Annotated in this window: 24 protein-coding genes and 1 other annotated feature; of the genes, 18 read left to right on the top strand and 6 right to left on the bottom strand. The window is 44.6% G+C overall.

Annotated features, from left to right (window positions below):
- Positions 1-207: 207 nt before the first annotated feature.
- Positions 208-1,254 (top strand): dTDP-glucose 4,6-dehydratase, encoded by a 1,047-nt coding sequence (gene rfbB, locus I2C87_RS04315; protein WP_023026717.1) that lies wholly within the window; start codon positions 208-210, stop codon positions 1,252-1,254.
- 82 nt (positions 1,255-1,336) lie between these two features.
- Here the strand turns inward: rfbB and I2C87_RS04310 are convergent, their stop codons facing one another.
- On the bottom strand, positions 1,337-1,738 hold the full coding sequence (locus I2C87_RS04310; RefSeq protein ID WP_229046189.1) for a DUF6556 family protein: 402 nt from the start codon (positions 1,736-1,738) through the stop codon (positions 1,337-1,339).
- Between the two features lie 102 nt (positions 1,739-1,840).
- Positions 1,841-2,404, bottom strand: coding sequence for a hypothetical protein (locus I2C87_RS04305; RefSeq protein WP_195324062.1), 564 nt, complete (start codon positions 2,402-2,404; stop codon positions 1,841-1,843).
- Between the two features lie 238 nt (positions 2,405-2,642).
- On the opposite strand from I2C87_RS04305, the gene I2C87_RS04300 reads away from it, so the two are divergent.
- From I2C87_RS04300 to rpmA, 6 genes are all read left to right on the top strand, one after another.
- Positions 2,643-3,785: a cysteine desulfurase family protein gene (locus I2C87_RS04300; protein WP_195324061.1), complete on the top strand. Its 1,143-nt coding sequence runs from the start codon at positions 2,643-2,645 to the stop codon at positions 3,783-3,785.
- A 21-nt stretch (positions 3,786-3,806) separates the two neighbouring features.
- Complete coding sequence (gene thiI, locus I2C87_RS04295; protein WP_195324060.1) at positions 3,807-5,027, top strand: tRNA uracil 4-sulfurtransferase ThiI; 1,221 nt, start codon at positions 3,807-3,809, stop codon at positions 5,025-5,027.
- A gap of 74 nt (positions 5,028-5,101) precedes the next feature.
- Positions 5,102-5,701, top strand: a complete 600-nt coding sequence (locus I2C87_RS04290) for a hypothetical protein (protein WP_195324059.1) — start codon at positions 5,102-5,104, stop codon at positions 5,699-5,701.
- Between the two features lie 106 nt (positions 5,702-5,807).
- Positions 5,808-5,894 (top strand) — a sequence feature (ribosomal protein L21 leader region).
- A 33-nt stretch (positions 5,895-5,927) separates the two neighbouring features.
- Entirely contained in the window at positions 5,928-6,242 is a 315-nt protein-coding gene (gene rplU, locus I2C87_RS04285) for a 50S ribosomal protein L21 (protein WP_003007734.1), read from the top strand.
- A gap of 15 nt (positions 6,243-6,257) precedes the next feature.
- Positions 6,258-6,602 (top strand): ribosomal-processing cysteine protease Prp, encoded by a 345-nt coding sequence (locus I2C87_RS04280; RefSeq protein ID WP_006596492.1) that lies wholly within the window; start codon positions 6,258-6,260, stop codon positions 6,600-6,602.
- A gap of 16 nt (positions 6,603-6,618) precedes the next feature.
- Entirely contained in the window at positions 6,619-6,912 is a 294-nt protein-coding gene (gene rpmA / locus I2C87_RS04275) for a 50S ribosomal protein L27 (protein ID WP_003002805.1), read from the top strand.
- Positions 6,913-6,997: 85 nt separating this feature from the next.
- On the opposite strand, the gene I2C87_RS04270 is transcribed toward rpmA, so the two are convergent.
- The 3 genes from I2C87_RS04270 to I2C87_RS04260 form a co-directional block, all read right to left on the bottom strand.
- Positions 6,998-7,312, bottom strand: a complete 315-nt coding sequence (locus tag I2C87_RS04270) for a tyrosine-type recombinase/integrase (protein ID WP_229046186.1) — start codon at positions 7,310-7,312, stop codon at positions 6,998-7,000.
- A gap of 117 nt (positions 7,313-7,429) precedes the next feature.
- Complete coding sequence (locus I2C87_RS04265; protein ID WP_195324058.1) at positions 7,430-7,960, bottom strand: hypothetical protein; 531 nt, start codon at positions 7,958-7,960, stop codon at positions 7,430-7,432.
- 379 nt (positions 7,961-8,339) lie between these two features.
- Positions 8,340-8,993 carry a hypothetical protein gene (locus tag I2C87_RS04260; protein WP_195324057.1) on the bottom strand — a complete coding sequence of 218 codons (654 nt, stop codon included), beginning with the start codon at positions 8,991-8,993 and terminating at the stop codon, positions 8,340-8,342.
- Positions 8,994-9,503: 510 nt separating this feature from the next.
- On the opposite strand from I2C87_RS04260, the gene I2C87_RS04255 reads away from it, so the two are divergent.
- The 6 genes from I2C87_RS04255 (at position 9,504) to proC (ending at position 15,079) form a co-directional block, all read left to right on the top strand.
- Entirely contained in the window at positions 9,504-10,406 is a 903-nt protein-coding gene (locus tag I2C87_RS04255; protein WP_048690250.1) for a LysR family transcriptional regulator, read from the top strand.
- 3 nt (positions 10,407-10,409) lie between these two features.
- On the top strand, positions 10,410-10,871 hold the full coding sequence (lspA, locus tag I2C87_RS04250) for a signal peptidase II (RefSeq protein WP_195324056.1): 462 nt from the start codon (positions 10,410-10,412) through the stop codon (positions 10,869-10,871).
- A complete protein-coding gene (locus I2C87_RS04245) occupies positions 10,861-11,751 on the top strand; it encodes an RluA family pseudouridine synthase (RefSeq protein ID WP_140813919.1) in 891 nt (296 codons plus the stop codon). The genes lspA and I2C87_RS04245 overlap by 11 nt, the downstream gene beginning before the upstream one ends.
- A gap of 142 nt (positions 11,752-11,893) precedes the next feature.
- Complete coding sequence (gene proB, locus I2C87_RS04240; protein ID WP_195324055.1) at positions 11,894-13,003, top strand: glutamate 5-kinase; 1,110 nt, start codon at positions 11,894-11,896, stop codon at positions 13,001-13,003.
- A gap of 12 nt (positions 13,004-13,015) precedes the next feature.
- The gene (locus tag I2C87_RS04235) at positions 13,016-14,260 is read left to right on the top strand and encodes a glutamate-5-semialdehyde dehydrogenase (RefSeq protein WP_195324054.1); all 1,245 of its coding nucleotides are present in this window, start codon (positions 13,016-13,018) and stop codon (positions 14,258-14,260) included.
- A 3-nt stretch (positions 14,261-14,263) separates the two neighbouring features.
- Complete coding sequence (gene proC / locus I2C87_RS04230) at positions 14,264-15,079, top strand: pyrroline-5-carboxylate reductase (protein WP_195324053.1); 816 nt, start codon at positions 14,264-14,266, stop codon at positions 15,077-15,079.
- Positions 15,080-15,113: 34 nt separating this feature from the next.
- Here the strand turns inward: proC and I2C87_RS04225 are convergent, their stop codons facing one another.
- Positions 15,114-16,637, bottom strand: coding sequence for an ATP-binding cassette domain-containing protein (locus I2C87_RS04225; RefSeq protein WP_195324052.1), 1,524 nt, complete (start codon positions 16,635-16,637; stop codon positions 15,114-15,116).
- A gap of 319 nt (positions 16,638-16,956) precedes the next feature.
- Between I2C87_RS04225 and hemW the strand changes: the two genes are divergently transcribed.
- The 5 genes from hemW to I2C87_RS04200 are packed head-to-tail and all read left to right on the top strand — an operon-like array spanning position 16,957 to position 20,911.
- On the top strand, positions 16,957-18,087 hold the full coding sequence (gene hemW / locus I2C87_RS04220; protein WP_195324051.1) for a radical SAM family heme chaperone HemW: 1,131 nt from the start codon (positions 16,957-16,959) through the stop codon (positions 18,085-18,087).
- A gap of 3 nt (positions 18,088-18,090) precedes the next feature.
- On the top strand, positions 18,091-18,849 hold the full coding sequence (locus I2C87_RS04215; protein ID WP_048716761.1) for an acyl-ACP thioesterase domain-containing protein: 759 nt from the start codon (positions 18,091-18,093) through the stop codon (positions 18,847-18,849).
- Positions 18,831-19,535, top strand: a complete 705-nt coding sequence (locus tag I2C87_RS04210; RefSeq protein ID WP_229046184.1) for a hypothetical protein — start codon at positions 18,831-18,833, stop codon at positions 19,533-19,535. Before I2C87_RS04215 ends, I2C87_RS04210 begins: the two co-directional genes overlap by 19 nt.
- Positions 19,525-20,295: a TIGR01457 family HAD-type hydrolase gene (locus I2C87_RS04205; RefSeq protein WP_195324050.1), complete on the top strand. Its 771-nt coding sequence runs from the start codon at positions 19,525-19,527 to the stop codon at positions 20,293-20,295. Before I2C87_RS04210 ends, I2C87_RS04205 begins: the two co-directional genes overlap by 11 nt.
- Positions 20,288-20,911, top strand: a complete 624-nt coding sequence (locus tag I2C87_RS04200; RefSeq protein ID WP_195324049.1) for a TIGR01906 family membrane protein — start codon at positions 20,288-20,290, stop codon at positions 20,909-20,911. The genes I2C87_RS04205 and I2C87_RS04200 overlap by 8 nt, the downstream gene beginning before the upstream one ends.
- The last annotated feature ends 5 nt before the right edge of the window (positions 20,912-20,916 follow it).

Raw genomic sequence — 20,916 nt, 5'->3', positions numbered from 1 at the left:
GCGAAGCGAGCTATATGCTTAGCTTTCCGCCGTGAAAAAAGCACCTGAACCATTGTGTTTCAGGTGCTCGGAAGTTTTGAGACACTAGGCTCAAAACTTAGTCATGGAACTTCTTCGAAGTTCGCTGACGTCCGTACTCACCTAAGGAAAGCTAAAAAAAGATTGATTTAAGGAACGATAAAGAAAAAACAATTTTTTGGAGAAAAAATGACTGAATACAAAAATATCATCGTAACCGGTGGCGCTGGTTTCATCGGTTCAAACTTCGTACACTATGTCTACAACAACCATCCAGACGTGCATGTGACTGTCCTTGACAAACTCACTTACGCAGGTAACCGTGCCAACATCGAAGAAATCCTTGGGGACCGTGTTGAATTGGTTGTGGGTGACATTGCTGACGCAGCATTGGTTGACCAACTGGCTGCTAAGGCTGATGCGATCGTTCACTATGCGGCTGAAAGCCACAATGACAATTCATTGAATGACCCATCACCATTTATCCACACAAACTTCATTGGTACCTACACACTCTTGGAAGCTGCTCGTAAATACGATATTCGTTTCCACCACGTGTCAACAGACGAAGTGTATGGAGACCTTCCATTGCGAGAAGATCTTCCTGGACATGGGGAAGGTCCTGGTGAAAAATTCACTGCAGAAACCAAATACAACCCATCATCCCCTTATTCATCAACCAAGGCTGCTTCAGACTTGATCGTGAAGGCTTGGGTTCGTTCCTTCGGTGTTAAGGCAACCATTTCAAACTGTTCAAACAACTATGGACCATACCAACACATCGAAAAGTTCATCCCACGTCAAATTACCAATATCTTGTCTGGTATCAAACCAAAACTTTATGGTGAAGGCAAGAACGTCCGTGACTGGATCCACACCAACGACCACTCAACTGGTGTTTGGGCGATTCTTACTAAAGGCCGTATCGGTGAAACTTACTTGATCGGTGCCGATGGTGAAAAGAACAACAAAGAAGTGCTTGAGTTGATCCTTGAAAAAATGGGACAACCAAAAGATGCCTACGACCGTGTAACAGACCGTGCGGGTCACGATTTGCGTTACGCCATCGATTCAACAAAATTGCGTGAAGAATTAGGTTGGGAACCACAATTCACAAACTTCGAAGCAGGTTTGGAAGAAACTATTAAGTGGTATACAGATAACCAAGACTGGTGGAAAGCTGAAAAAGAAGCTGTCGAAGCCAACTATGCGAAAACACAAGAAGTGATCAAATAAAAACAAGCCTCTGTTGATCAGGATTTCTGACCGACAGAGGTTTTTCTATTTTAGAAACAAAAAAAGACCAAATGGTCTTTTTTTACTGGTTAGCAGATGATTCGGTATCAGTAGCAGATGGTGTTGTGTCTGCAGGTGCTTCACTGGCACTGGTTTCTGCCTGTGATGAATCAGTTTGTTCAGAGCTTGCTTCCGATGCTTGGCTGCTGCTAGCACTGGTATCTGTTCCTGTGGCACTTGAATCAGTAGCAGATCCATCCTTTTCATGGACAACCACAACGCTAGTGGAGCCATCTTTTTTCTCCTCTGTTTTAGCTGTTGGTTTCATGATACTGTAAATAGTAAAGGAAGTAACGATAATACCGAGAAGACTAGCAATCGTTGCGACAATCATCTGGAATAAAGAAAGGCTCTGTTTCACTTTTTCGCTTCTTGATGGTCTGTTGCTGTCTTGGTGTTTTTCTTTTCGTGAGTATTGTGACATAATCTGTTTCCTCTTCATTTCATATTTGGTTCTTTTATGTGAACACTTTAGTCATTATACGTTATTTTTATGAAAATGTCTAAGAAGAAATGGAAGAGGTTTTTAAAATTTCAAATTGCTTTCAAACTGGACGTTTTGAGTCTCGCTTGCTTCAGAGGACGTTGCAAAGTTTGCCTGTCCTTTTTCAGAGACGGAAATTGGTTGGTTTGTTTGACTAGGCTGGCTGATGATTTCATGGTTACTAAAACTAGAGGAGTCATTAGGAGAGATAAACTGGCCATTCGCCTGAATCTCTATCTTGTTTGGATCCGGGATAGAGTAGTCAATCTTACCCTTGAATTCCTTGGTTTTTGAAATCACTTTTACATCTTTGACACGGATGATACGACGGAACCAGCCATTATATTCGACCAAGCATTTGAATTCGATGTGGCTATCGGATTCACCAGGGATTGGTTGGATAAGGCTCATTTCGCGGAGGCTGCCTTCATCTTCCCTAAAGTATGGTGGCTTCTCCAAGGGCTGTTGTAGGTCACACTGTCCTTTACCGTGACAGGCTAGTCGGGCAGAAGGGAGGGCAAATGGAAGTGGTGGTAGGACAGTGAGTAGTCCTCCAAGAGCAAGACTTCCAGCTAGTGCAATGGAAAAATAGATCGGTCGTTTCATGCTTGTCTCCTTGTAACTTCAATCAGTTCCAGTTCTGGACTTGAGTAGGTCATAAAAAACAACAGGGGTTCTTGTAAGCGTTTTACAAAACTCTCCATCTTCATCATAAGCTATTTTGAGAAATTTACAAGTTTTCTGTCTGAAACTAGGAACAAAATGAAGCCTGCCAAATCCTTGTCCCTCCAACCTATAAATGTTACAATAAGATGATTGAAAATTGATTAGGAGAGAGTGGAAGATGATTTACTTTGATAATTCAGCAACAACCAAACCTTATCCCGAGGCCTTGGCTACCTACACGGAAGTCGCAAGCAAAATTTGGGGCAATCCCTCCAGCTTGCACAACCTGGGAAGTCAAGCGACTCGGATCTTGGAGGCATCTCGTAAGCAGATTGCTTCCCTCCTAGGCAAGAAAGCAGAAGAAATCTATTTCACCTCAGGTGGGACTGAAGGAGACAACTGGGCGATCAAGGGAGTTGCTTTTGAAAAAGCTCCTTATGGAAAGCATATCATTGTCTCAGCTATTGAGCATCCAGCTGTGAAGGAATCGGCCCTTTGGCTACAAGGTCAAGGATTTGAAGTGGATATTGCTCCAGTCGATGCGCATGGCTTTGTCCAAGTAGAAGAGCTGGAAAAACTCTTGCGTCCGGATACAACCCTCGTTTCGATCATGGCTGTCAATAATGAAGTGGGTTCTATCCAGCCGATTCAAGCTATTGCAGACCTATTGGCGGATCGTCCGACCATCACTTTCCATGTCGATGGGGTTCAGGCGCTGGCTAAGGTTTCAACCGCTCTCTATTTGCCAGAACGGGTGGATCTAGCGACCTTCTCCGGTCACAAGTTCCATGGACTTCGTGGGGTTGGTTTCCTCTATCTCAAAGAAGGCAAAAAGATTAGTCCCCTCTTAACAGGTGGCGGACAAGAAAAGGACCTTCGTTCGACGACTGAGAACTTAGCTGGAATTGCAGCGACTGCCAAGGCCTTGCGCTTGGCGATGGAGCGTCAAGAGGATTTTGAGCGTAAATGCCATCAGTTGAAGGAAGTCATTCGTGAGGAATTAACTCATTACCCAGATGTGACTGTCTTCTCAGGAGATGAGGGCTTTGCACCCCATATCTTAACTTTTGGTATTAAGGGAGTGCGAGGAGAAGTCATCGTCCACGCTTTCGAAGAGTATGAGATTTATATCTCGACAACCTCTGCCTGTTCTTCCAAGGCTGGCAAACCAGCTGGAACCCTGATCGCTATGGGAGTCGATAAGGCTCTGGCGCAAACAGCTGTCCGTCTTAGCCTCGATCTCGAAAATGACATGAGTCAGGTCGAGCAATTTTTGACCAAGTTCAAACTGATCTATGAAAAGACGCGAAAGGTGCGTTAAGGAAAAGAAAAGGAAGTTACTATGCCATTAACTTATTCAGAAATTATGATCCGCTATGGGGAGCTTTCTACTAAAGGAAAGAACCGGATGCGCTTTATTAATAAATTGCGTAATAATATCTCAGATGTCTTGTCCATTTACCCAGCTGTCAAAGTGACAGCCGATCGGGACCGGGCCCATGCCTATCTAAATGGAACGGATTATGAACAGGTAGCTGAATCCCTCAAACAGGTCTTCGGGATTCAAAATTTTTCACCCGTCTACAAGATTGAAAAATCTGTCCCAGCCTTGATTTCAGCCGTTCAAGAAATCATGCAGGAAATCTACCAGGAAGGGATGACCTTCAAGATTTCTAGCAGACGAAGTGACCATACCTTTGAGCTCGATAGTCGCGAACTCAATCAAACCTTGGGTGGCGCTGTCTTTGAAGTTCTTCCAAGTATCCAAGCCCAAATGAAAAAACCGGATATCAACCTCCAAGTAGAGATCCGGGAAGAAGCAGCTTATATCTCTTATGAAACCATTAAGGGAGCAGGTGGTCTGCCGGTTGGAACTTCTGGAAAAGGCATGCTCATGCTATCTGGTGGGATTGATTCTCCAGTAGCGGGTTACCTAGCCTTGAAGCGTGGTGTGGACATAGAGGCGGTCCACTTTGCTAGCCCTCCTTATACCAGTCCTGGTGCGCTGAAAAAAGCCCACGATTTAACTCGTAAATTGACCAAGTTTGGGGGCAATATCCAGTTTATCGAGGTACCTTTTACTGAGATTCAAGAAGAGATTAAAGCCAAGGCGCCGGAAGCTTATCTCATGACTCTGACCCGTCGCTTTATGATGCGCATTACAGACCGTATCCGTCAAATTCGTGGTGGCCTAGTCATCATCAATGGGGAAAGTCTTGGTCAGGTTGCCAGCCAAACACTGGAGAGCATGCAGGCCATCAATGCCGTGACCAATACGCCCGTCATCCGTCCAGTGGTGACCATGGACAAGTTGGAGATTATTGACATCGCCCAGGCCATCGATACCTTTGAAATCTCTATCCAGCCTTTCGAAGATTGCTGTACCATCTTTGCACCGGATCGTCCAAAGACTAATCCGAAACTCAAAAATGCGGAGCAGTATGAGCAACGTATGGATGTGGAAGCTTTAGTTGAGCGTGCGGTAGCAGGCATCATGATTACTGAGATCAGACCACAAGCAGAGACTGATGAAGTTGACGAGCTGATTGAAGGGCTGTTGTAGGAGTTTAGAAGTAGCTTTTTACTGAAAGAATCTGGAATTGTATCCATTAATGCTGAAGATAAGAGGGGGTATTTATGAACGAATGGGATTCCTTTTTGAGTGGGCTCATGGGAGCATTGTCTTGGAAAGATGGACAAGATAATGCTTTGCTGTTTGGAATGCCCAGTTGGACTTATTTACTTGGTCTCTTAGTTCATTTTCAGATTTTCCTGAGCTTGTATGCTCTCTTATTTTGGGGATTTCATTTAAGTATTAAGGAAGCTGGCTCTGTCAAGAGGGCCATGAGAAATAAATGGGAAATCATACGTCAAAGCCATAAAAGTAAGGGCAGAGCTATTTTTGTTACAATAATTGGCTCTCTTCCTATATTTATTATCTTTCCTGCTTATGAAGGATATCGTGTGACCAATGGTGTTTGGCGCTACAATTATTTTACTAATCAGACAACCGAGCTAAAAACGGCTTTAGTTACTGGTGTTGATACGGAGACAGGAGGAAGCAAGTCTACCTATTCTCGAATTACCTTCACTATTACGGTTGATGGGAAAGAGCGAAAGGTCAATGTTTCAGATAGTAATAAAAGTCTTGCCAGATCAGCTAAAAAACATTTGAAGCCTCCGATAGCTATTGAGGTTCATGTCAATCAAGAAGGGCAGATTGTATATTTGAAATAAATGGAAGTAAAGAATGAGGCTATTTACTTGAAAATCCGTTTTCATTAAATGAAATCACTTGCCAAAGGTTAGTAGAAGTGATATACTTAGAGAGTTGACTATGCACATGCCTGTGCAACCGCTCGATCATCGTTGCTCATCCTTTGAGCTTAAGTGGTTCGTCCCACGATGCTAGGCGAGTCTTCACAAAATACGGGGAAACCCAAAAATACATAGGAGGTGCATAATGAGCACATACGCAATCATTAAAACTGGCGGAAAACAAGTTAAAGTTGAAGTTGGTCAAGCAGTCTACGTTGAAAAATTGAACGTTGAAGCTGGTCAAGAAGTTACATTTAACGAAGTTGTTCTTGTTGGTGGTGAAAACACTGTTGTCGGAACTCCACTTGTTTCAGGAGCTACTGTTGTTGGAACTGTTGAAAAACAAGGAAAACAAAAGAAAGTTGTTACTTACAAGTACAAACCTAAAAAAGGTAGCCACCGTAAACAAGGTCACCGTCAACCTTACACTAAAGTTGTCATCAACGCAATCAACGCTTAATTTTTAGGAGAACACATGATACAAGCAGTCTTTGAACGAGCCGAAGATGGCGAGCTGAGGAGTGCAGAAATTACTGGTCACGCCGAAAGTGGCGAATACGGCTTAGATGTCGTGTGTGCATCGGTTTCTACGCTTGCCATTAACTTTGTCAACTCAGTTGAGAAATTTGCAGGCTATGAACCGGAACTAGAATTAAACGAAGAAGAGGGTGGCTTCATGCGGGTCACAATCCCGACAGACATTCCACCTCATCAAAGAGAAATGACCCAACTATTCTTTGAATCATTTTTCTTAGGGATGGCAAACTTATCGGAGAACTCATCAGAGTTCGTCCAAACAAGAGTTATCACAGAAAACTAACTGGAGGAAAACAATTATGTTGAAATTGAATCTTGCTAACTTGCAACTTTTCGCCCACAAAAAAGGTGGAGGTTCTACATCAAACGGACGTGATTCACAAGCTAAACGTCTTGGAGCTAAAGCAGCTGATGGACAAACTGTAACAGGTGGATCTATCCTTTACCGTCAACGCGGTACTCACATCTACCCAGGTGTGAACGTTGGACGTGGTGGAGACGATACTTTGTTCGCTAAAGTTGAAGGCGTAGTACGCTTCGAACGCAAAGGTCGCGATAAGAAACAAGTTTCTGTTTACCCAATCGCAAAATAATCGCTCTAAGCAGCATTAAATAAGGCTTTCCGAGTTTTCGGAGAGCCTCTTTTTTTGTTTTGATACCCACGCTGATACCCATATTTTAAAAACCAATGTAAGAAGCGAACTTGTCAGCTACTTCATCTTTTGCTTTTTGGGTGACGTGAGCATAGATGTCCATAGTGGTTTGAATATTCTTATGACCGAGTCTTTCCTGGACTTCCTTGATAGTAGCACCAGCTTCGAAGAGTAGTGAGAAGTGTGTATGCCTAAATCCATGAGGTGTGATTCGTTTGAAATCAGGGTACTTCCTCCAAACTAGATTCAGCAAGTTATTGACATGCACAATACTTTTAGGGCTGCCTGATTCATTTTTAAATAGTAAGCCTTTTGTACTGTATTTGTGCCAATCTTTCAAATTTTCAATAGTTTTTGGATCCAGCGATATTGTTCGCTGGCCTTTTTAGTTTTTGGAGTTTGGGAAATGATCTTATTATTTTTTCACTATGACTGTAAAAATCATTCTGAGATGAGGCTATCGTAGATCGCGTAATAAAGCCATGGTCGATTGTCTGATAGCTGTTGCAGGAGAGTCGCTATTATTGCTCTCGTTTACTGTGTAGAGCATTGCAGATGCCACGGTAGCATCAAGTACAAACTTATCTGTATATTTGTTTTTCCTTCTATCAGAGTAGGTAATTGTCAGTGTGATTCGACCTTTATAACCTTCTTGTATTGATGATGTAAATTTTTGTCCTGGAGCAATCATATTTCCGATGAGTGAGTCGAAGCGGTGAATAGAATTCAACGAATCCAATTCTCCATCTATCTGAATATTATCGATATATGCTGGAGTTTGGCCAAAGTTTTTAAAAACATAGGTACGTTGTTGATTTTTAACTGCATATGCATCTACATAAACATTAATATAAGGCTTTGCCATATCCTCTGTTGCTTTCTTTGTTTGCCAGAGTGAAATGGTATTTAAAATAAAACCGATTACAGCAATAATCACAGTTACATATAGTGTCCAAATTTGGACATTTTCATTAGTAATTGGCGACATAAAATTCACCTTCCTTTCTGCTTTTATTATAGCAAAAAGGAGAGAGAAATAGAGAGGAGAGAATATGAGCCAACAACATCAAAAATAGATTCAATTGGTCAAAGAGAAATTGAGTTCAGAAGGAATGACACAAACGCACCTCGCTCGTGCTTGCTGAGTGAAGAAGCCAACCATTTCAGAATTGCTGAAATATTGGAAGGGCAGTGACAGATTGAAGAACCGAGTGTGTGATGTCCTGGGCCTTGACGAAAGCGGGCTTGATTTAGGAGAATAGGAAGGGAATATGAAAAAAATGCCCTCAATGATATTTTGAGGACAATTATACTTTTAAACAGCAAAATTGAAGAAAATACTAAAAATCAACAATGGCAAAAACTAGTTATTTCTTATCTTCTTGGAATAATCGCGGAATCTGAATCTGAGAAATTCTAGAATTATCGTTTAAAGTCAGACCATTTTTAATTAACGAATTAGTTATACTATCTGAAAATGAATTGATACGAGGAGAATAATCACTTTTTTCCAAATAATTGATTATCTTATCTAATTTCTTGTTCATGTTTGAGTTGACAGTTTCTAAAGTCAGTAGTTCACGGGAATCTTTCTCAGGCATTTTGAAGTTTTCAAAACTTTTTATCTTAGCTTTAAGATTACTCTTTGATTCTTCTATTTTTGAGACATCTGTATCGTAAAAAACAGTACGAGTTGTGATTACATCGAAAGGTATCTTTCCTCCGCTCTCTATAATTGGAACAAGAGGAAGCTCAAGCGCTTGTCTAAAGCCTAGTTCATAAAAAGCATTTGGATTGTGGTCTGTCATATCTGCTATGACCATAGGAGCTGTCTTTAAATGATTGATAATAGTTTCATTGATATTATCTACTGCATTAACGTGATCAACGCGAATAGGTTTATAACCCAACTCCTCACAAACAGGAGCAATTAAATACTTATATACCTTATCAGAACGTTCTCTAGTTGGTGTACCAGATTCTCCGATAGCAGTCACAATAAAACAAATTTTTTCTGTCATAATTATACCCCGCAAACTTTATTATCTTTATTATATCAAATTTAGAAAGGAATACTATTAACGAACTTATCAATGAAACTTAGAATGATAGTCAGGAAACATCGGTGTGGGGTAGACAACTGACAAGGAGCTAGAAGTCAAAACCCAATATGCCGATTGGTTCGATCAAATGATTTACTATGGTTTTACAGAAATTTAAAATTTTATGATTCTAAAAAAATGAGTAGCAAAAGGGTCGAAGGCTAATAATATAGTCCAGAACTATCCACATCTAATTGATTTGAAAGTTGCTTGAAGTTTTGCACTTGCTTTCTGAGTTCAAAAATTTTAAGCTTATCATTGTATGATAATTTAACAATAAAAACACCCCAAAAAGTTAGATTTTCAGTCTAACTTTTTGGGTGCAGTGCCATCAGAGAGTTTTTTTGCTCTCTCTCGATTGATGTCCCCATCTTTTTTCATCTTCTAGATTATGGTATAATGGAGTGATATTGTTAGAAGGAAGAAGTCATGAATATTCAACAATTACGCTATGTTGTCGCGATTGCCAATAGTGGTACTTTTCGTGAAGCAGCCGAAAAAATGTACGTCAGTCAGCCGAGTCTGTCCATCTCTGTGAGAGATTTGGAGAAGGAACTGGGTTTTAAAATTTTCCGTCGGACTAGTTCAGGGACTTTCTTGACCCGCCGCGGGATGGAATTTTATGAAAAGGCCCAAGAATTGGTCAAGGGCTTTGATGTTTTTCAAAACCAGTATGCCAATCCTGAGGAAGAAAAGAAGGAATTCTCGATCTCGAGTCAGCACTATGATTTCCTTCCCCCTTTGATTACCCAATTCTCAGTCCTTTATCCGGAGAACAAAGACTTCCGAATCTTTGAGTCGACAACGGTTCAAATCCTGGATGAAGTGGCTCAGGGTCATAGTGAATTGGGGATTATCTACCTCAATAAGCAAAATACAAAAGGGATCATGCAACGGGTGGATAAACTGGGCTTGGAAGTCGTTGACCTGATTCCTTTCCAGACCCATATCTATTTGCGCAAGGGCCATCCATTAGCTAAGAAAGAATCCCTAGTGATGGAGGACTTGGCACACCTACCGACTGTTCGCTTTACCCAGGAAAAGGATGAATATCTCTACTATTCGGAGAACTTTGTCGATACGAGTAGCAGTTCCCAGCTCTTCAATGTGACGGACCGCGCAACCCTGAATGGGATCTTAGAGCGGACCGATGCCTATGCGACCGGTTCTGGCTTCTTGGATAGCCAGTCGGTGAATGGCATTACCGTTATCCCCTTGATCGATGATCTGAATAATAAAATGGTCTATGTCAAGCGGGAAGAGGTAGATCTCTCACCGGTAGCCGAGAAGTTTGTCCAAGTCATGGAAGCCTACTTTGATGAGAAGAGGTAGGTAATGAAGAGAAAAGTAAGTATTTTTATTAGTATCCTCATCTTGATTCTCCTAGATCAAGCGGTGAAAGGATATGTGGTCAAGGAGATCCCGCTAGGGGGGATGCGTCGCTTCATTCCCAAAGTGGTCAGTCTGACCTACCTCAAGAACTCTGGAGCGGCTTTCTCCATGTTAGAAAACCAACAGTGGTTCTTTACCATCATTACCCTGATTGCGATGGGGGCAGCCTTTGTCTATCTCTATCGTCATATCAAAGGTTCCATTTGGCTTTTGTTGGGGTTGACCTTGATTATTTCTGGTGGTATTGGCAACTTTATTGACCGGCTCCGTCAGGGCTTTGTCGTCGATATGTTCCACTTGGATTTTATGAATTTTGCCATCTTCAATGTAGCAGATATCTATTTAACCATCGGTGTGGGACTGCTACTGATTTATCTATTGAGAGAGGAGAGCCATGGAAGTTAGAGTAGAAGTCGCTGGAGCGCGACTGGATAAGGCCGTCTCAGAGTTGACTGAACTCTCACGTGGCTTGGCCAATGAGCAGATCAAAGAAGGAAAAATCCTCGTCAATGGTCAAGTCAAAAAGGCCAAATATACCGTAAAAGAAGGGGATGTTATCAGCTATGAAGTCCCTCAAGTGGAAGAAGTGACCTACGAGGCAGAAGATATCCCCTTAGAGATTGTCTATCAGGATGCGGATGTCGCAGTGGTCAATAAACCCCAGGGCATGGTGGTCCATCCTAGTGCCGGGCATACTAGTGGGACCCTGGTCAATGCCCTCATGTATCACATCAAGGACTTGTCAGGGATCAATGGGGAGCTTCGTCCGGGGATCGTCCATCGGATTGACAAGGACACCTCTGGCCTTCTCATGGTGGCTAAGAATGATGCAGCTCATGTAGCCTTGGCAGATGAGCTCAAGGCTAAGAAGTCCCTGCGCAAGTATTGGGCTATTGTCCACGGCAATCTTCCCAACGATCGGGGTGTCATTGAGGCGCCGATTGGACGGAGTGACAAGGACCGCAAGAAGCAGGCTGTGACAGCCAAAGGAAAACCAGCTCTGACCCGTTTCCATGTTTTGGAGCGTTTCGGGGATTATAGCTTGGTCGAGTTGCAATTGGAGACAGGACGGACCCACCAGATTCGGGTTCACATGGCCTACATTGGCCATCCGGTCGCTGGTGATGAAGTCTATGGTCCTCGCAAGACTTTGAAAGGCCATGGCCAATTCCTTCATGCTAAGACACTGGGCTTTACCCATCCACGGACGGGAGAAGTCATGGAGTTTTCAGTGGAGGTACCGGAGATTTTCCAAGAAACCTTGGAGCAGCTCCGTCAAGGATAAGCATTCAATCATCAAAACGAGTTTACCTCTTGTGGTTCAAACTCGTTTTTTTGTGGGGAAACGGCGCTCCTGGTCTGCTCTTAGTAATTTTTAAGGCTTTCATGGTATAATGTTACAATCGAATACTCTGGAGAATGAATGGATGAAGAATAAGCGAATTGTGTTTAAGGTAGGGACCTCTTCCCTGACCAATCAAGATGGGAGCTTGTCTCGGAGCAAGGTCAAGGCCATCACCCAGCAACTGGCTCTCTTGCATGAGCAAGGGCATGAATTGATTTTGGTCTCTTCGGGTGCGATCGCAGCTGGATTTGGTGCACTGGGCTTTAAAAAACGCCCAACCAAGATTGCGGATAAGCAGGCTTCTGCAGCAGTTGGCCAAGGTCTTCTGTTAGAAGAATATACCTCTAATCTACTGGTACGCGACATCGTATCTGCCCAGGTCCTCTTGACCCAGGATGACTTTGTCGACCAACGCCGCTATAAAAATGCCCACCAGGCTCTCTCTGTCCTCTTGCAAAGAGGGGCCATTCCGATTATCAATGAGAACGATACAGTTTCGATTGAAGAACTCAAGGTTGGAGACAACGATACCCTGAGTGCCCAAGTGGCGGCCATGGTTCAGGCAGATCTCTTGGTCTTGCTGACGGATGTGGATGGACTCTATACAGGGCATCCCCAAAAGGATCCGACTGCCAAGCGTTTGGAACGGATTGACTCAATCAGCAAGGACATTATCGAGATGGCCGGTGGAGCAGGCTCAAGCAATGGGACAGGAGGCATGCTGACAAAAATTAAAGCAGCCACCATTGCCACAGAGTCAGGAGTTCCTGTTTACATCTGTTCATCCTTGAAAGAAGATGCTCTTCTAGAAGCGGCAGAGAAAACTCAGGATGGCAGCTATTTTACAGCTCAGGATAAGTTTTTGCGCAATCAGAAACAATGGCTGGCCTTCTATGCGCCTAGTCAAGGGTCTGTATGGCTGGATCAAGGAGCGGTTAAGGCTGTTAAAGAAGAGGGCAAGAGTATCCTTGTGTCTGGTGTGGTAAAGGTTGAGGGAGCCTTCTCTTTCTCCGATATTATCACGGTTCATGATGCAGAGACTGGACAGGTCATTGGGAAAGGGCGTACCCGCTTAGGGGCTGCTGCCATTAAAGATTTGCTCCATGGTCAAAAGCCAAAGGGCATCGTCATTCACCGGGATGATTGGATTACCATCACACCTGAGGTAGAACTCTTATTTACAGAATTTTAAAGGAGGGATTAGATGGAGACGATCGATCAGATTCGCCTGGCTAAACAGGCCAAAAAAAGTATTAATACTGCAACGAGTGATGAGAAAAATAAAGCCTTAAGAGCGATGGCCAACTCCTTGGTTGATGCCACAGCTGACATTTTGGCTGCTAATCAATTGGATATGGAAGCAGCTCGGGGCCGGATTTCGGAGGTAATGCTGGATCGCCTACTTTTGACAGAAGAGCGGATTCAAGCCATGGCCGATGGAATTCTCCAAGTGGCAGCCCTACCTGATCCAGTGGGAGAACTCTTGGAGGAGCGGACCCTGGAGAACGGTTTGGTCATTCAGAAGAAACGAGTGGCCATGGGGGTCATTGGGATTATCTATGAAAGTCGTCCCAACGTGACCTCTGATGCAGCAGCCTTGGCCCTGAAAAGTGGGAGTGCTGTTGTCTTGCGCAGTGGTAAGGATGCCTATCAGACAGCCCATGCCATCGTTAACGCCTTAAAAACAGGCTTGCAAGCAACCACCATTGATCCGGCTGTCATACAGTTGGTCGAAGATACCAGTCGGGAGAGCAGTCTGGTTATGATGAAGGCCAAGGGGGATCTAGACCTTCTCATCCCACGTGGGGGTGCTGGCTTGATCCAGGCAGTTGTAGAGCAAGCAATTGTCCCTGTGATTGAGACAGGGACTGGGATTGTCCACGTCTATGTCGATCAGGTGGCAGATTTAGACAAGGCTCTCAATATCATCCAGAATGCCAAGACCAGCCGACCATCCGTCTGCAATGCAATGGAAGTTCTCTTGGTGCACGAAGCTATTGCTGGTGACTTTATGCCACTAGTGAAGAAAGTCTTGGTAGAAGAGGCTCCGGTACCAGTGGAGATGCGCTTGGATGCTAAAGCCCAGCAAATCATTAACGGTTCACCAGCTTCTGAGACTGACTTTGATACGGAATTCTTGGATTATGTCATGGCTGTCAAGGTCGTTCCTTCTGTAGAAGAAGCCATTGCTCATATCGAAGCCCACAGTACCCATCATTCAGATGCCATTGTCTCTGAAGATGCGACAGCCATTGAACTCTTTAGCAACCAGGTAGACTCGGCGGCTGTTTATGTCAATGCTTCGACCCGCTTCACAGATGGTGGAGAGTTTGGCCTAGGCTGTGAGATGGGCATCTCGACCCAGAAGTTGCATGCACGTGGTCCCATGGGCTTGCGTGAGCTGACCAGTTATAAGTATCTGGTCACTGGAAATGGTCAAGTGAGGTAAGTCATGAAAGTAGCATTTATCGGTCTTGGGAATATGGGAGCTAGTCTGGCCAAAGCGGTCGCAAAAGAAGTGGCCACCACAGACCTTCTCTTGGTCAACCGCTCCTCTCAAAAGGGGGAAGAATTCATCAGCCAGTATGGGGGAACAGCGTCTGATCTTGAAGAGGCTTTTAATGAAGCGGAGGTCATCTTCCTAGGAGTCAAACCCTACCAGATCTGTCCTCTCCTAGAAGAGTATCAAGGAATCTTGGCTCAACGCTCCAATCTCTTGCTGGTGTCCATGGCTGCAGGCCTGGAGCTAGAAAAAATGGCTGATGTGATCCAGAATGACCAGGTGGGTCTCATCCGCATCATGCCCAATACGCCCGTAGCCATTGGTCAAGGGGTTATCAGTCTGGCTCGCTCTCAAGCAGTGACAGATCAGCAAGTAGCCCAAGTCAACCAGCTCTTAGCAGGAGCAGGGGCTCTCTACGAAATCGAGGAAACATTAATGGATCCTGCAACTGCTGTTGCAGGCTGTGGTCCAGCCTTTGTCTATCAGATGATTGAAGCCATGGCAGATGCAGGAGTAAGCTTAGGGCTTACTCGACAGCAAGCCTTGCAAATGGCGGCCCAGACCTTCCAAGGAGCTAGTCAAATGGTCCTAGAGACAGGCGAGCACCCAGCCCGCTTGCGAGATGCAGTTTGTAGCCCAGGTGGCTCTACCATCGCAGGAGTCAATCGCCTGGAACAAGTCGGCTTACGGGGCGACATTATTGCAGGAGTGGAAGCAGCCTACAAACGTACCCAGGAAATGGGACAAGAGGTAGCGAAGAAATAGAAAAAAAGATTGGTTTTGGCCAATCTTTTTTACGTTAGAGAGCCTCCATCTCTACCAAACCATTTTCCGTCAGACGATAGATTTTTTGGCAGACTTCTTTGAGGAAGGTCCGGTCGTGAGAGACCGTGACTAGTCCGCCTGGGTAGTCTGCGAATAGGCGTCGAATTTCTGGTTGGGAAGTGGGGGAAAAATTGCGGGTAGGCTCGTCCAAGAGCAGAAATTGGGGACTTGTGAGCACTAGTTGTTGGAGAAAGAGTTTTCCTTGCTGGCCACCAGAAAGTTCAGAGATCGGATGGTGCATTTCAGAATAGGTAAAGTTGAGGGAGGCTAAATGCAATTGAATGGTGTTGATTTCTTCCCGGTCGCCTGAATGCTGTAGAAATTGAACGGGTGTTTGAGCTAAAGGGAGGCGCTCAGTGTAATCTTGAGGCATATAGGCAGTGCGGATACTTTCATTCTTCTGTAGACTTTTCCATATCATTTTTAGGAAAGTGGATTTCCCTACACCGTTGGAACCGATAATCCCTATCTTGTCCTGCCCTTGAAGAGTAAGGGAGAGGTTCTTGACCAGGACCCGATCACCAATTGCGAGCTCTTCCTGATCTAAGAGAAGGACTCGTTTTTGAGGAGACAAGGGAGTGAGGGGAGGGAAATGCAGATGGATGATTTCCTCATCATAGGGTTGGGAAGTCATGGATTGGAATTCTCTCTCGTAGCGCTTTTCTTGTGAGAGGAGGGACTTCATTTTCTTTGCCAGGAGACGTCCAGCGGTGCTATCCTTAGTGTTTCGTAAGGAGGTTTCAACTTGCTGACGGACGCGGCGATGCTTCTCCATTGTTTTCTTGTAGGTTCGTTGATCGTTGGCAGCTTGCTGAGTCTGTTGCTTGAATTGTTGCTCCCTCTGGCTACTGTAGTCTTGATAGCCTAGGTGCTCTACAATGGTTTCAGCCTCCTTGCGGTGTTTGATCTGTCTTAGATGGATGATCGTATCCGCAGTCTGCGTCAAAAAATCCTCATGATGGGAAATAAATAGAATGGTTTGGGGGCTCGTTTGGATCATCTGCTGGAGCCAGTCTAGGGTTTCCAAATCCAAATCGTTTGAAGGTTCATCTAAAAATAGTATTTCATGAGGACGACAAAGTTCGTGAAGAAGTTGGACTTTGAGGGCTTCTCCTCCAGATAGACTTCCAATAGCTTGGTCGCTTGCAAAGCGGTCGCTATCAAATTGCAATTGATCAGCCAGTCTGTAGAGGGTGGCATAATCTATCTCGTCTTCTCCAAAAAAATATTCTTCCAAGCTTTTTCCCTTCAAGGCTTCCGGCAAAGTCTGGGGAATATAGGCATAGGAGTGAAATGAAGTGGTGATTTCGCCCTCTATGGTCAGATAATCTGGTAGAGATTTTGGGGACATAAGGACGTGAAGCAAGGAAGATTTTCCATTTCCTTCTTCGCCAATAATAGCAACTTTTTCTCCTTCATGAATGGTTAGGGACAGATCGCGAACCAAATCGCGTAAATCTTTTGTATGGCGGATAGTGAGGTGGCATAGTTTTAGCATAAGATTCCTTTCTACTGGGACAAAAAAACAGCTCTACTTATTTAGTAGAGCTGTATTCAAGTGGAACCCAAGCAGAAAAAGACCTAATATAGCCAACAAGAAGTTGGACAATAGGCAAGAGGGTACACAAAAAGAGATAGAACAAGCAGTCCACTAAATAAAGTATCTTTTTTAACGAAACTTAGTTGTTCATATCTCCTTACCTCCGAATGTGATTAGCTTTATTCTATTCCTTTCATTCCTTCTTGTCAAGGAAATCCTTGCTTTACCCTCTCTTTTCTACTCGGGCTTTGGTGCGAAATGTGGTATAATAAAGGTTATGCAAGCTAAACCGTCCTCTGCCTATGTGCATATTCCATTTTGTACCCAGATTTGTTATTATTGTGACTTTTCGAAGGTTTTTATCAAGAATCAACCGGTCGATGCCTATTTGGAACACCTGATCCAGGAGACTCGGTCATATGAGATTGGCAAACTCCGGACCCTCTACATCGGTGGAGGGACGCCGACAGCTCTATCTGCCCAGCAACTGGCCTATCTCTTGACAGAATTGCCCAAGGTCATGGACCTATCGGAGGTAGAGGAGTTTACTATCGAGGCCAATCCTGGAGATTTGGATCCGGATAAGATCGCAGTCCTCAAGGACTCTCAGGTCAATCGGGTCTCTCTGGGGGTTCAAACCTTTGATAATAAGATGTTGAAGAAGATTGGGCGGAGCCACCAGGAGCAGGATATCTATGACAATATCCGCCACCTCAAGCAGGCTGGCTTTGACAATATTTCCGTTGACTTAATCTATGCTCTGCCGGGTCAGACCATGGACCAGGTCAAGGAAAATGTCGCCAAGGCGATCAATCTGGACATTCCCCACATGAGTCTCTATAGCTTGATTTTAGAGAATCACACGGTCTTTATGAATCGGATGAGACGGGGCAAGCTTCCTCTACCGAAAGAGGAGCTGGAAGCAGAGATGTTCGAGTACATCATTGAGGAATTGGAAAAAGCAGGCTTTGAGCATTATGAGATTTCCAATTTCTCCAAGCCAGGCTTTGAAAGTCGCCACAATCTGGTCTACTGGGATAATGCAGAATACTATGGTCTAGGAGCAGGAGCTTCTGGTTATGTGGATGGGATTCGCTACAAGAATCACGGGCCTATCCGGCATTATCTAGAGGCCGTTGAGGCAGGTAAGGCTCGAATAACAGAGGAACACCTGACACTAGAAGAGAAGATGGAAGAGGAGTTGTTCCTCGGTCTACGGAAAAAAAACGGTGTGTCCAAGGCACGTTTTGAAGAAAAATTCGGTGTCTCCTTTGACCAACGCTATGGACAAGTGGTGGCCAATTTGACGGAGCAGGGACTTTTGGTTCCAGATGACAAGCAAGTTCGGATGACCAAGAGAGGTTTGTTCCTTGGTGATACCGTAGCAGAGAAATTTATATTGGAGTAAACGATGGCTAAAATTTATCAGTATGACATGAAAGTTCCTTTTGATATGAGCGATGTGAATGGCTTTATCAAGATGCCACAGCTCATCCTCCTGTCCTTGCAGGTCTCAGGTATGCAGTCCATGGAGCTGGGTGTCAGTGACAGGGACCTGCTCGAACAGCGCAATCTAGTCTGGATCATCACTGACTATGACATCACGGTTCATCGCCTACCGGTCTTTGATGAACTGATTACCATTGAGACTCAAGCACTCGCCCACAATCGTCTCTTTTGCTATCGTTCCTTTGTCGTTAGAGACCAGAAGGGGGAAGCCATCGTCGAGATGGTGGCGACCTTCGTCTTGATGGACCGGGACAGCCGCAAGGTCCAATCCGTGCCGGAAGAGATCACAGAGCCATATGAGTCACCATTTGAGAAGAAGATCCGCCGTGGTCCACGCTATCCAGAACTCAATGGAGCCATGGAGCAGGACTACCATGTGCGTTTCTATGATCTAGATATGAACGGCCATGTCAACAACAGCAAGTATTTGGACTGGGTCTTTGAAGTCATGGGAGCGGAATTCCTAACCCAGCATATCCCTAAAAGGGTCCATCTTAAGTATGTCAAAGAAGTATTACCTGGAGGGATGATCACCTCTAGCGTCGAGCGGGAAGGGATGATCAGCAATCATGTCATCTCATCAGAAGGCCAAATCCACGCCCAAGCCCTGATCACTTGGGAAGAAATAGATAAGGAAACATTATGGAAAAACGAAGATTAAAACAGAAAAAAGAAGACTTGATGGAGGTTCAACGGCGGGTTGTTGCTTATGCTCGTCGTAAGAAAAACCCCCTCTATGTATTAGGAGATGGTTTCTTAACCTTAGTCGCAGCCTTTTATATCTTTATTGAAGAAGCGGTTCGTTTTGTCCGCTATCGGTTGAGTTTTGAAGCCTTTATGCGTTTTCTCAAGGAAGATGTTCGCTGGTATCGTGTCTGGATTCATTTGATTTTGGCCTTTATCCTGCCAGTCGTTGTCTTTTCCTTGAGTATTACCAGCCAATCGGGTAGTTTCTGGAGTAACTTCTTTGATAAGCTCTCCCAAGGTGTCCTCTTCAGTACGACTGTCAGCCTCGCAGCGACCTTAATGACAGATTTTATCGAGACCATGAAGCCTATCCAGGCAGGGAAAGAAAGCAATGAGGAAAAAGAGAGCGGCGTCTATACCATTACCATTGATCAAGCTAAGATCGGTGGCTTGATGGTGACTATCGTCATCTTGATGATTTCATCCTTCCTCTTTACTCAGGCTGGAAAAGCAAGTATCAATTTCTTCGGTTTGGTCCTTCAATTTGCCTTATATGGGGCTTGTTTGCTTCTGTATGGAGCAGGAGGCCAGTTTCAGGATCAGGACAAAGTAGCAGAGGAAGCAAGTGAAAAAGGAGACCAAGAATCCCATGACTTATAAGGGTTATTTAATTGACTTAGATGGAACCATCTACAAGGGGAAAGAACGGATCCCTGCTGGGGAAGCCTTTGTTCACGAATTGCAAGAGCGTCAGATCCCCTATCTCTTTGTGACCAACAATACTACTCGGACACCGGAAATGGTTCAAGAGATGCTGGCAGGCCAGTTCAATATCGAAACGCCACTGGATACCATCTATACAGCGACACTAGCAACCATTGATTATATGGTGGACATGAATCTTGGGAAAACTGCCTATGTCATTGGAGATGTGGGCTTGAAACAGGCCATTGCTGAAGCAGGCTTCGTCGAAGATACGGTAAATCCAGCCTATGTCGTGGTGGGTCTCGATTGGGAAGTGGACTATGAGAAATTCTCCATTGCGACCTTGGCTATTCAAAAGGGAGCCCATTTCATCGGGACAAATCCAGACCTTAATATTCCGACAGAGCGGGGGATGATGCCAGGGGCTGGTGCTCTAAATGCCCTGATTGAAGCGGCAACGCGCGTGAAGCCAACCTTTATCGGAAAGCCCAATGCCATCATCATGGATAAGGCCATCGCTCACTTGGGACTAGAACGCGAAGAAGTGGTCATGGTAGGTGACAATTACCTGACTGACATTCGAGCAGGGATTGACAATGGCATCCCTACTTTGCTGGTGACCACTGGCTTTACCAAGCCAGAAGAAGTACCAGACCTGCCCTTGCCACCAACGCACGCCCTATCGAGCTTAGCGGAGTGGGATTTCGATGCGTGATCGGTTGAAAGTAACGGGCTTTGTCCTCTGGCTCTTAGCAACGGTGATTTTGGGAACCATTCTACTAGCCTGGTTGATCTATCCCATGGAGATTAGCTGGTTACGAATTCAGAATCGGACCGGTTTGGCTCCAACAGTCATTCAGAAGAATTTTCAGATCCTCATGCGGTATTTGACCAGTCCCTTTACCTGGAAGCTGGAGATGCCGGACTTTCCATCTTCTCCCGATGGGCTCCATCATTTCCAAGCAGTCAAATACCTCTTTCACCTGACCCAGGTCTTATTCCTGATCTTGTTGCCAGTAGCTGTACGATTTATTCGAACAGTGATGCGTAAGGGCTACGCAGGCCTCTATCGCCCTTTATTTGGTGGGATGGTTCTCTTGCCGATTATCATAGGAGGAGTGACCCTCTTTATTGGCTTTGATAAATTCTTTACCCTCTTTCACCAAGTCCTCTTTGTCGGAGATGCTACCTGGCTCTTTGATCCTTATCGGGATCCGATTATTTTAGCGCTTCCGGAGGACTATTTCCTACATGCCTTTCTGATTTTCTTTGTATTGTATGAAGGGGCTTTTGGATGGTGCTACGGGTGGAGTCGAAAAGAAAAACAGTAGATTAG

The sequence above is a fragment of the Streptococcus sp. 1001283B150225_161107_H12 genome, from assembly GCF_015552665.1.
Classification (GTDB): Bacteria; Bacillota; Bacilli; order Lactobacillales; family Streptococcaceae; genus Streptococcus.
This window is presented reverse-complemented; position numbering and strand designations above follow the sequence as displayed.